General features: G+C 41.2%; 3 protein-coding genes. All 3 read right to left on the bottom strand.

Features of this window, described 5'->3' with window-relative positions:
• Positions 1–3: 3 nt before the first annotated feature.
• The 3 genes from NPX36_RS04835 to NPX36_RS04825 are packed head-to-tail and all read right to left on the bottom strand — an operon-like array spanning position 4 to position 12,680.
• Positions 4–936: a PorP/SprF family type IX secretion system membrane protein gene (locus NPX36_RS04835; RefSeq protein WP_257500285.1), complete on the bottom strand. Its 933-nt coding sequence runs from the start codon at positions 934–936 to the stop codon at positions 4–6.
• Between the two features lie 9 nt (positions 937–945).
• A complete protein-coding gene (locus NPX36_RS04830; RefSeq protein WP_257500284.1) occupies positions 946–12,321 on the bottom strand; it encodes an HYR-like domain-containing protein in 11,376 nt (3,791 codons plus the stop codon).
• A complete protein-coding gene (locus tag NPX36_RS04825; protein WP_257500283.1) occupies positions 12,318–12,680 on the bottom strand; it encodes a hypothetical protein in 363 nt (120 codons plus the stop codon). Before NPX36_RS04825 ends, NPX36_RS04830 begins: the two co-directional genes overlap by 4 nt.
• Positions 12,681–12,729: the final 49 nt, after the last annotated feature.

Here is a 12,729-nt window from a genome sequence, read left to right as displayed (position 1 = left end):
TTTTTAGAAGAAACGCGGCGAGTTCACGCGGCGGTATTTGTTAAACAATTCAAAGCGCATAAAAATCTCGTGTGAGCCGTTGTTGTAATTTCTCAAGGCTTTGATGTCGCTGTCGTAGCTATAGCCTATAAACAATCCGTCGGTTACCTGGAAGCCTGCCAAGGCACTCCATGCGGCATCCCAGCGATAAGCGGCTCCTAAAGTAAACTTCTCGTTGATTAAGAAATTCCCTGTGATATCGGCCTGTAAAGGTGCGCCTTCTACTGCTTTTAACAAAAATGCCGGTTTAAACTTCAACATCGGGTTCAACTCAAATACGTGGCCTCCCATTAAATAATAGTGCATCTTTTGCTGCATCGTGCTTTGTACGTTGTCGTCGTAGCGTGTGGTTTCTAAAAAATGGGGTGCCGATAATCCTACATACGTTTGTTCGTTATGCCAATAAACACCCGCTCCTATGTTTGGAGTGAATTGGTTGTTGATGTCTGTAAGGATCTGCGGATCGTTCGGGTTGTATTTGTTCAGCCTGGAATAAGCTACATTCAGCATATTGGCTGATCCTTTTAAGCCGAAGCTTAACTTGCTGCCGCGGTTGTTTAAATCTAAGGTGTACGAGAAATCTACACTTAAGGTGTTTTCATCGGTCACTCCTAACCTGTCGTTTACAAAGCTTACTCCTAAACCTACTTTACTCTCGGCTATAGGGGTGTTTATGGAAAACGAATTGGTCGTTGGTGCGCCTTCTAATCCTACCCATTGGCTGCGGTGCAAACCAAAGATGCTCAAGGCGCCTCTGCTACCTGCATAAGCCGGGTTGATGTTGATCGTGTTGTACATGTAATTCGTGTACTGGGGGTCTTGTTGGGAATGTGCTTTTGCACATCCCAACAATAATACTCCCAACAATAATCTGTTTATGTTTTTTGAAATATTCATATCCATTTATTATTCGTTATTCTCCAAATGTAAGTAGCCGGCTTGTTCGGTTGGATATTGGATTCCATTGCCTAAATCAAACGTGTACTTAACTACGTAATAATATGTTCCTGATGGTAATTTTGATTGCTTACTAACTGTGGCTCTTCCTTCGGAATATCCTTTGAAGGTGTTGCCTTGTGAGTTGTAATCTCTTGTGTGGTAAACCAATACACCCCAACGGTTGTATACTTCTACAACGTTGCCCGGGTAACAATTGATTCCTTTCAAAATTAACTCATCATTCATGCCGTCACCGTTTGGAGTTACTGCATTAAATATTTCTACTGGACACGATAAATGAATGGTTTGCGTATAACTGGTCTCATTTCCACATGCGTCTGTTGCAACCCATGTTCTTAAAATGTCATACTTCGCTTCACAATCGCCTTCTATCTTCTCATCGTATGAGCGAACACTTGCTGCTCCACAATTGTCAACGGCTGTTAAGATTTCTGCCGGTTCAAAGTCTTCGCATCGCATGAATACTTCTCTATTTGGCATAGGGCCTACAAATTCAGGAGCGGTGGTGTCTTCCACTGTTATCACTTGGGTGTGTGTAGTGGTGTTGCCGCACTGATCTGTTGCTGTCCATGTTCTTTCTAATGTATAACTATTTGGACATGAACCTTCTGTACGCTCTTCGTTGAAGCTTACCGTTGCTGTACCACAGTTGTCAACGGCTGTGAGTTCTGCTACCGCTGGTAACGAATCGCTGCATTCCAAGGTGATATCCATTGGTAAAACTTCTACAAATTCCGGACCGGTGCTGTCTTCTACCGTGATGGTTTGTACCAAATCGGTTTGGTTGCCTGCACAATCTGTTAACGTATAGGTTCTGGTGATGATATAGGCATTGCCTAAACATCCACTGCCTCCATTATCTGTGTCGGATACCGTTACGGTAACACTTCCGTTGCAGTTGTCGGCCTCATCTAAGATAGCTGCTGCATCTGCCGCTGGTATAGCACTCATACATTCTAATGTTAAATCGGATGGTGCAGTTCCTGTTGGCGCAACCGTATCTTCAATGGTGTAGGTGTACACCCAATCGTGGCTGTTGCCTTGGCAATCAGTAAACGTGTAGGTATAAGTTACATCACCTTCACAACTTGGAAGAGCTGAAACTACCGGGGCACTTGCCGTTAATACATTCCCGCAATTATCGGTTACCGTTGGTACAGCAGGTGCTACAATCTCTGAAGCACATGCTACCGTTGATGATCCGTTTGCAGGTAAGGTGAAGTCTTCTGCTTCAATGATATAGGTATATACCCACGTTTGTGTATGGTTGGCACAATCTTTATATTCATAATTGAAAGTTCTTGTGCCTTCACATCCGTCGTAGGTTCCTCCTTCGAAACTGAAAACCGGTGTTAATACATTGCCACAGTTATCGGTTACCGTTGGTAATACCGGTGCCACTGCTGCGCTTATACATGATACCGTTTCTGAACCATTGGCAGGTAGCGTGAAATCTTCTCTTTCAATGGTGAAGGTATGCGTCCAAGGGTGCGTATTTCCTTCACAATCTGTAAACGTGTAGGTATAAGTTATAGCGCCTTCACACGCTGGTTCTTGTGAAATTACTGGGGCACTTGGTGTTAATACGTTTCCGCAATTGTCTGTTACCGTTGGCACTGTTGGTGCCGTAATAGCAGATGCACATGCTACTGTTGATGCAGTATTAGCTGGTACGGAGAAATCTTCTCTTTCAATGGTGAACGTATGCGTCCAATCGTGCGTAGTTCCTTCACAATCTGTAAACGTGTAGGTATAAGTTATAGCGCCTTCACACGTTGGTTCTTGTGAAATTACAGGTGCACTTGGTGCTAATACATTGCCACAGTTGTCGGTTACCGTTGGAACTGTTGGTGCTGCTACATCGGACGGACATGCTACCGTTGATGATCCGTTGGCTGGCATAGTAACTACCGGGGCACTTATTGTATAGGTATGTGTCCATGTATATGGTGTTCCTGTACAATCTGTATAGGTATAGGTGTATGCTTTTGTGCCTGCACATGCAGGGTCTGCATCTGTATTTGTTAATACGCCCGTTAGTGCTCTGCCGCAGTTGTCAACTACTGTTGGAGCAGTTGGAGCTACCGCATCAGCCACACAAGCTACCGTTGATGATCCGTTGGCTGGTAAAATTACCGTTGGTGCCGAAATGGTATAGGTGTATTCCCAAGTGTATGGCGTTCCGGTACAATCTACATAGGTATAGGTATATACCTTGGTGCCTGCACATGATGGTGTTGCCGATACATTGGTTAAAAATCCTATTAGGAATCTTCCACAGTTGTCGGTTACCATTGGGGCTACTGGTACTACTTGTGCTTCGGATGCACATGATACCGTAGATGACCCATTTGCAGGTAGAGTCACTACCGGTGCACTTATCGTGTATTCGTAGGTCCAAATATGCGAGTAGCCTTCACAATCCTGGTATTGGTAGTTGTAAGTACGCGTTCCAGAACATCCGTCGTATGTACCCCCTATAAAGGAACTTACCGGCGTTAATACATTTCCGCAGTTATCAGTTACCGTTGGTAAGCTGGTTGGTGCTACTGCTGCTGATATACATGCTACCGTGGATGAGCCGTTTGCCGGTACACTGAAGTCTTTACGCTCTACTATATACGTGTGAACCCAATCGTGGCTGTTGCCTTCACAATCTGTGTAGGTATAGGTATAACTGATTATTCCTTCACATATCGGTGTGGGTAACTCGGTTACTACCGCAGCACTTGGTGTTAATACATTGCCGCAGTTGTCCGTTACTACAGGTAATACCGGTGCTACCGCGTCTGCAGGACATGCTACCGCTGACATTCCATTGGCTGGCATCGTGAAATCTGCACGCTCAATGGTGTAGGTGTAAACCCAATCGTGGCTGTTCCCTTGACAATCGGTATAAGTGTAGGTGTAGCTTATATCTCCTTCACATGAAGGTGCCGCTGATATTACCGGAGCACTTGGTGCCAATACGTTGCCACAACTGTCTGTTACCTCAGGTAATGCAGGTGCTACTGCTTCTGATATACATGCTACTGTTGACGATTCGTTTGATGGTAGTGTTACTGAAGGTGGATTAATCAACAAGTAAACTGTTGCATAATCACAAGCAACCGGATTGCCACTATCACAAATTTGGTAAACAAAACTATCAGGTCCAGTATAACATCCCGTTGCAGTATAAGTAAACGTTCCATTACTGTTGATTGTCACCGTTCCATGTTGTGGTTGCACAACTGCTATGGTGTTTATTAATTGCATATCGCCTTCTAAATCGTAGTCATTATCTAATAAATTATAATTAACTACTAAACTACAATCTATGAAGTATGCATCATCTACAGCGATAGTTCCGTTTATATTACTAACCGGTAATACTGTTACAATTACTGTAGCGGTGTCACATGCCTGTGGAGTTTCATTATCACATATTGTATATTCAAATGAATCTTCTCCAACAAATCCTGGGTTTGGTGTATATGTTATTGTCCCATCTAGATTTACAGTAACTGTTCCATTTGAAGGAGTAGTTACAGATCCTGGCGTAATTGTAAACGAGTCTTCTTGAGGGTCAAAATCATTTGCTAATACAGAAATTGTAATTGCTTGCCCTTCTTCGGTTATAACTGCGTCGTTATTTGCTACTACACTATTATCAGTTGGAGTAATTAAATCTTCCACATTAATAGTTACAGTAGCCGTATCACATGCTTGTGGATTTCCACTATCACATATTGTATATTCAAATGAATCTACTCCTACAAACCCTGAATTTGGTGTGTATGTATAGCTTCCATCCGGATTCATTACAAGCGAACCATTTGTAGGATTTGTATTGGATGTAACCTCTTGGTCATGACTTTCTACATCGAAATCATTGGTCAATACATTACCTGATACCGGGGTATCTACAAAGGTATTATTGATATCATCAATCGCATGTGTAGTGTTCGCTGGGTTTATTGTTAAATAAACTGTTGCGGTGTCACACGCTTGCGGTGTTCCATTGTCACATACGGTATATGTAAACTGATCTGGCCCTGAGTACTCGCCTGTTGGGGTGTAAACAAAGGTTCCGTCTGGATTCATTACTACCGTTCCGTTTTGTGGTTGGGTATTTGATGAAACCGTTTGGGTGTGTCCTTCTGGATCTGTATCGTTATCTAATACGCTGCCATTGATTGGTTGGTATTGATCTCCATTATACGCATCGTCATTTGCATACGTTGCATTGGTACTGCTTGATGGTACTACAGTAATTGTTACTTCTGCAGTATCACATGCTTGTGGAGTTCCATTATCACATACTTGGTACGTGAAGGTATCTTCTCCTACAAATCCTGGATTTGGTGTGTAAACGCCTGTTGTTGGATCAAATGTTCCGTTTGTTGGTGGCGTAACTACTGTTGGTGTTCCCAAAGTATCACCATTTGGATCGAAATCATTCGCTAATACATCAATTGTTACAGGTTGACCCTCTGGAGTGGTTGCTGTATCATCGTTCGCTACCACATCATTTGGTGTTCCTGGCACATTCGGACTAGGCATCACTTCAATGGTCAACGTTGCTGTAGCACATGCTTGAGGGGTTCCATCATCACATACTGTATAAGTGTGAACAAATGTTCCTTCAAAACCTGTTGCCGGAGTAAACGTGTACGTGCCGTCTGCATTTAGAACTAATGTTCCTTCTGCTGTAGTGGTGTTTGATGGTGTTACCGTTTGTGTATGACCTTCTACATCGTAATCATTGGTCAATACATTGCCTGATACCGGGGTATCTACAAAGGTATTGTTGATATCGTTCTCTGCAAAAGTGCTGTTAGCTGGGTTTATTGTTAAATAAACTGTTGCGGTGTCACACGCTTGCGGTGTTCCATTGTCACATACGGTATATGTAAACTGATCTGGCCCTGAGTACTCGCCTGTTGGGGTGTAAACAAAGGTTCCGTCTGGATTCATTACTACCGTTCCGTTTTGTGGTTGGGTATTTGATGAAACCGTTTGGGTGTGTCCTTCTGGATCTGTATCGTTATCTAATACGCTGCCATTGATTGGTTGGTATTGATCTCCATTATACGCATCGTCATTTGCATACGTTGCATTGGTACTGCTTGATGGTACTACAGTAATTGTTACTTCTGCAGTATCACATGCTTGTGGAGTTCCATTATCACATACTTGGTACGTGAAGGTATCTTCTCCTACAAATCCTGGATTTGGTGTGTAAACGCCTGTTGTTGGATCAAATGTTCCGTTTGTTGGTGGCGTAACTACTGTTGGTGTTCCCAAAGTATCACCATTTGGATCGAAATCATTCGCTAATACATCAATTGTTACAGGTTGACCCTCTGGAGTGGTTGCTGTATCATCGTTCGCTACCACATCATTTGGTGTTCCTGGCACATTCGGACTAGGCATCACTTCAATGGTCAACGTTGCTGTAGCACATGCTTGAGGGGTTCCATCATCACATACTGTATAAGTGTGAACAAATGTTCCTTCAAAACCTGTTGCCGGAGTAAACGTGTACGTGCCGTCTGCATTTAGAACTAATGTTCCTTCTGCTGTAGTGGTGTTTGATGGTGTTACCGTTTGTGTATGACCTTCTACATCGTAATCATTGGTCAATACATTGCCTGATACCGGGGTATCTACAAAGGTATTGTTGATATCGTTCTCTGCAAAAGTGCTGTTTGGTATTTCTACAATCGTACAATCTGTACATGTTGGGTCGATTGGTGTACATGTTGGACACGGCGTTGGATCGGTAGATTCACCTGTTACATCTGGCCCACTTGGTGGGGTTCCCGTTACAACAGCTAAGTTATCTACTTGTCCTGCGTTAATATCTGCTTGCGTAATAGCATAGGTAGCTGAAGCAGTTCCAGTATCTCCTGGTGCTAACGTACTTGGAGTTACCACAATGTTGCTCAACCCTAAAGTAGCGTCATCTATATGTACATTAGTTAAGGTTACATTTCCGGTATTGGTCACTTCAAAACTATAAGTAATGAGGTCTCCTTCGCTTGCCGTATTGTCTGCTCCTAAATCTAAAACTCCGTCTTTGGTTACTGCAATAGATGGCGCATCCTCAATTTCTACAATCGTACAATCTGTACATGTTGGGTCGATTGGTGTGCATGTTGGACACGGCGTTGGATCGGTAGATTCACCTGTTACATCCGGCCCACTTGGTGGGGTTCCCGTTACAACAGCTAAGTTATCTACTTGTCCTGCGTTAATATCTGCTTGCGTAATAGCATAGGTAGCTGAAGCAGTTCCAGTATCTCCTGGTGCTAACGTACTTGGAGTTACCACAATGTTGCTCAACCCTAAAGTAGCGTCATCTATATGTACATTAGTTAAGGTTACATTTCCGGTATTGGTCACTTCAAAACTATAAGTAATGAGGTCTCCTTCGCTTGCCGTATTGTCTGCTCCTAAATCTAAAACTCCGTCTTTGGTTACTGCAATAGATGGCGCATCCTCAATTTCTACAATCGTACAATCTGTACATGTTGGGTCGATTGGTGTACATGTTGGACACGGCGTTGGATCGGTAGATTCACCTGTTACATCTGGCCCACTTGGTGGGGTTCCCGTTACAACAGCTAAGTTATCTACTTGTCCTGCGTTAATATCTGCTTGCGTAATAGCATAGGTAGCTGAAGCAGTTCCAGTATCTCCTGGTGCTAACGTACTTGGAGTTACCACAATGTTGCTCAACCCTAAAGTAGCGTCATCTATATGTACATTAGTTAAGGTTACATTTCCGGTATTGGTCACTTCAAAACTATAAGTAATGAGGTCTCCTTCGCTTGCCGTATTGTCTGCTCCTAAATCTAAAACTCCGTCTTTGGTTACTGCAATAGATGGCGCATCCTCAATTTCTACAATCGTACAATCTGTACATGTTGGGTCGATTGGTGTACATGTTGGACACGGCGTTGGATCGGTAGATTCACCTGTTACATCTGGCCCACTTGGTGGGGTTCCCGTTACAACAGCTAAGTTATCTACTTGTCCTGCGTTAATATCTGCTTGCGTAATAGCATAGGTAGCTGAAGCAGTTCCAGTATCTCCTGGTGCTAACGTACTTGGAGTTACCACAATGTTGCTCAACCCTAAAGTAGCGTCATCTATATGTACATTAGTTAAGGTTACATTTCCGGTATTGGTCACTTCAAAACTATAAGTAATGAGGTCTCCTTCGCTTGCCGTATTGTCTGCTCCTAAATCTAAAACTCCGTCTTTGGTTACTGCAATAGATGGCGCATCCTCAATTTCTACAATCGTACAATCTGTACATGTTGGGTCAATTGGTGTACATGTTGGACACGGCGTTGGATCGGTAGATTCACCTGTTACATCTGGCCCACTTGGTGGGGTTCCCGTTACAACAGCTAAGTTATCTACTTGTCCTGCGTTAATATCTGCTTGCGTAATAGCATAGGTAGCTGAAGCAGTTCCAGTATCTCCTGGTGCTAACGTACTTGGAGTTACCACAATGTTGCTCAACCCTAAAGTAGCGTCATCTATATGTACATTAGTTAAGGTTACATTTCCGGTATTGGTCACTTCAAAACTATAAGTAATGAGGTCTCCTTCGCTTGCCGTATTGTCTGCTCCTAAATCTAAAACGCCGTCTTTGGTTACTGCAATAGATGGCGCTGGACAAACCGTTCCTGTTACAACTGCTGGAGAAGAATAGTTTCCTTGATCATCAGCAATTACATAACTGATTGATGTTCCAGTATAAGAGGTAACTGGTGTAAAATCAATTGCACCTGAAGTAGCATTTATAGTGAATGTTCCTTGACCTGCGATAGTCACCGAAGCTACTTGTGCCGAAGTTACTGGGTCAATTAACATTGTTGATAATGGATTGATTGGGTAAGTACCCGCATTATCATTAGAAACAACATTAAAAGTTACTACTGAAGTACTATTTGAAGGTGTACAAAATTCATCAGCGATTGCTACAGGAGCTATGGCAGCGTTTGGACAACGAGCACCTTCGCCAGGAGCTTGTATGCTCAAATTAGTATATTGAGAAGCGGTAACTGGACCTGTTGCTATATGTGGCTGAGATATCTTATACATATCTCCAGTTGAATTATTTGCAAAATACAAGTTTCCTAAGTTATCCATAAAAGCTGTACCAAACGAACCTGTATTTGTAGGATTTATTCCGTTAACTACACCAATTATAGTAAATGTGTTAGTGCTTGGTACAAATTTAAACAATCTAGCAGGGGTTTCAGTTACACCATAAATAATATTGTCAACTGGACTAAAAGCAAAATCATCAAAGTTTGTAGATACCGTAGTTCTTACAATTTTTGTAAGATAATCAGGAGATGAAGGATTTAAATCAACAGAAATTAATTCATTGGTATTTTTACTATGCGCAAATAATATTCCATCAGAAGATACATCTCCAGAGGCATAACCAATTGTGTTTCCTAAACCAGGAACATTTAAAAATTCAGTACTTCCGTCTGCTCCGATACGAACAATATTATTCGAATATTGACGAATTCCATACATATAATTATCTAGAACATTATATCCTACTGCATTGATAAATCTGCGAGTGGTTCCGTCTATTATCGGATCTTTTACTAAATTAACATCCGATGTTGCAATATCAATAGAATATAAACCTGTAATCCAATTTTGTGGAGAAGAAGCTGTATTTGTATTGGTAAAAATATACCCTAAACCGTTAGCACAGTCATAAGGAGTTAAACCGCTTATTACTTCTACAGTCACCGTAGCCGTATCACAAATAGTAGGATTTACAGCATCACAAATTGTATAGTCGATGGTGTATGTTCCCACAGGTGTGTTTGCCGCAACAGTTACATCTCCTGTAGCCGGATCAATTGACAATTGAGCAGTTGGTGTAGAAGTTAAGGTAACTTGTGACGGCACAAATGCTGTTCCATTTAGTAAATCATTTACATAAACATTTCCTACAACAGTTGGAGTTGAAGCTATTGGAGTAGGTCCAAATGCATCATCTACTGCGGTAATAGCAAGAGGTTCGTTACATTGCTGAGAATCTAATGTTACATTTGCATATCTAGTGATACAATTGCTCCAAGTAATTTTACAAGTGTACGTTCCGTTATATGAAGAGATGTAATTAGCAATTGGATAGCTTCGTGTATTTGAAACAACTGCTCCCTGCGGATTAGTCCATTCATAAGTAGCCCCTGCATAAAACGGCATCTCTAAATTATAAGGTGCGTTTTCGCAAGGATGTACTGTATTTGATGTTACTAATGCACCGATTGTATTAATTAATACTGAAGAATTAAACGTACCACCGCAAGCATCAAGTAATTGAAGTTCATAAACCGCATTTGACGTTAAATTGCTAATAGTAATATTCGAAGGTGCATTGTTTATGGCTGTCCATGTTGATGTTCCTTGTAATCTATAATTTAGCGTTAACGGCGCAACTCCGTTCAAGACTACGTTCGCTGATCCTGTTGACAATGGATTACCTGCTGCATCTTCACAAACCACACCTATCGACGAGGAAATAATTGGACCTGTTGACTGGTTTGTGATGGTAACACTGTTTCCATCTATAAAATAAAAGTCATCATTACAATAGGTCACTCTCATTCTTGTAGAGTAAGTACCTGCTGGAATGTTGCTAAATGTTCCTGAAATACTGCTACCGATTACACTGCCAGAGTTGTCTAAAAGCTCCACAATGCTCGAATATGCTCCGTTATAAATTTTAGTTGAAGTGATAGTTCCTCCTTGCGCACAAAACGATTGAGCGGTAGAAGTTAAACTTTGTTGCAATAGATGACTACCTGTTGCTGGTACACTTACAGTAGCTGTATTGGTTACTCCACAAGAGGTGTAAGAAATGGTATAGGTTCCTGGCACCACATTGGTCCATCCCCAGTATTCACCGTCTAAAACAGTTGCATTAACTCCAACGTTAGATGGACCCGCTGTTATGGTAACAACAGCATTTGCACGGTCAGGTAAATAACCGTTGATTGCTACAACAAGTTGGGTTGCTCCTGTCTGTGATAAAGGTCCGGTAGATCCACAGTGGTATTTTCTAAAAGCATGCGTAACCAATGTAGGTTGTCCTGCGCCAGAAGGATCATTCACAACTTCTGACAAGGTATCTCCACACTGATCAACATACGTAACAGTATAGGTTCCGAAAGGAAGGCTTGGAGTTGTCCAATTAGAATCTGCCGAAACGCTAGGATTCGTATAAACAATGCTTCCAGAAGAATTTGTAACCGTAACTTGAATTGGGTATCTCCAATAAGTTTTATTGGTTTCAGCATAAATAGTCATACCACTTGATGCACCACATCCACTTGTTGAAACAATTGCGTCAATCGTTTCATATTCTGGATAATCACCACTATTCAAATTATGTATATAAGTACTTACCAATCCACATGCATTTGTTGTTTCTACATAGTAAGTATGGCTTGGGCTTTCTGTATACACAAAATTCCCCCCTGTATAAGTACCATCAAACAATATAGCACCAGATGCATTGGTATCTCTTATTAAAAGATGTACGCCACCATATGCAATTAAAGTAGCGTCTGTTATTGGTGTTGATGTAGCCGAAATATTGGCAAACCAATAATATCCCTCTGCAGTATTGCCACCACAAACTTTCTTAGGCCTCCAGCTAAAATTAATAGCAGGAATACTTGGCGCAAGTGTTCGAGTAAAAGTAGCATAGTTATCACAAGCGTCTTTGATACGTATTTGATAGGTTCCAAAGGCCGACACATTAATAACATTACTCGGCGAATACGTACTTAAAGTATCGTCGTAATCAGGATTTGAGTTTTGAATAACTGAATATTCATATGGTGCATTTCCACCAACAACTCCGCTAATTGTAAAAGTTCCTCCCTGAGTGAAATTGGTACAAACATCAGATATTGCAATAGTAGCATCGGTTATAGCCACATAATTTTCTGCAACATTAATGTTTGATGTATTTGAATACACTACACTATTATCTAACGAGCACACAAAACGCACTTGATAATTGGCATTTGCTTGCAAGTTTGAAAATGTGAAAGGACTTGTTGGATTAACCGTTGATTGCAATACAGATCCGTTTAATAACAATTCAATAGTAGTGTAATTTACTGTATTGAATGTAGCTGTAATACTGCCATTACCTGCGCAGGTATTTGGCGAGGTATTAATAGTTGCAACAACACTTCCTGGTGCATCACATACTTGACCGAAACTAAAATTTGTTGCTAAAAAAAGGAAACTTAAAAGTATTAAATAAAATTTCTTCATAAGGCACTGGTTTTAAAGTTAAATCCATTCCTTAGATTAGGTGCATTGGCACCACCTCCATTTTCAGCAATACGTCTTGTTTTTTTGGCAAGATCTTTGCTTTCTTTTCCTAAAGAACAAATGTTGCTTGTCTTTACATTTTCAAAATCACATAGATTTGGTGTGATTGTTGTACTTTGTTTTTCAAGTAATGTGGCATTGCAACTCATCAATCCAAAATGGTTCGATGTGGATGCTTGCACACTTTTGCTCAATGGAAAATTAATTGTTAGGTTTTGGGCATGCAGTGCAAATCCTGTGAGTAAGGTAAGGATACACAATACATGCTTTGCCCTTTTAAGAACATAATTAATTCTCATAAAAGTAAATTTAAGTTAATTACTAAGGCATAAATGTTGCTGTGAAAAG

The organism is Paenimyroides aestuarii (genome assembly GCF_024628805.1).
GTDB classification, from domain to species: Bacteria; Bacteroidota; Bacteroidia; order Flavobacteriales; family Flavobacteriaceae; genus Flavobacterium; species Flavobacterium aestuarii_A.
Note: the sequence above shows the minus strand (reverse complement) of the source record. Positions and strands in the feature narration are given on the sequence as shown.

Bases quoted from the DNA above. Each gene is read 5' to 3' on its own strand.
- NPX36_RS04825 (WP_257500283.1), bottom strand. From the start codon at position 12,680: ATGAGAATTAATTATGTTCTTAAAAGGGCAAAGCATGTATTGTGTATC.
- NPX36_RS04830 (WP_257500284.1), bottom strand. From the start codon at position 12,321: ATGAAGAAATTTTATTTAATACTTTTAAGTTTCCTTTTTTTAGCAACA.
- NPX36_RS04835 (WP_257500285.1), bottom strand. From the start codon at position 936: ATGAATATTTCAAAAAACATAAACAGATTATTGTTGGGAGTATTATTG.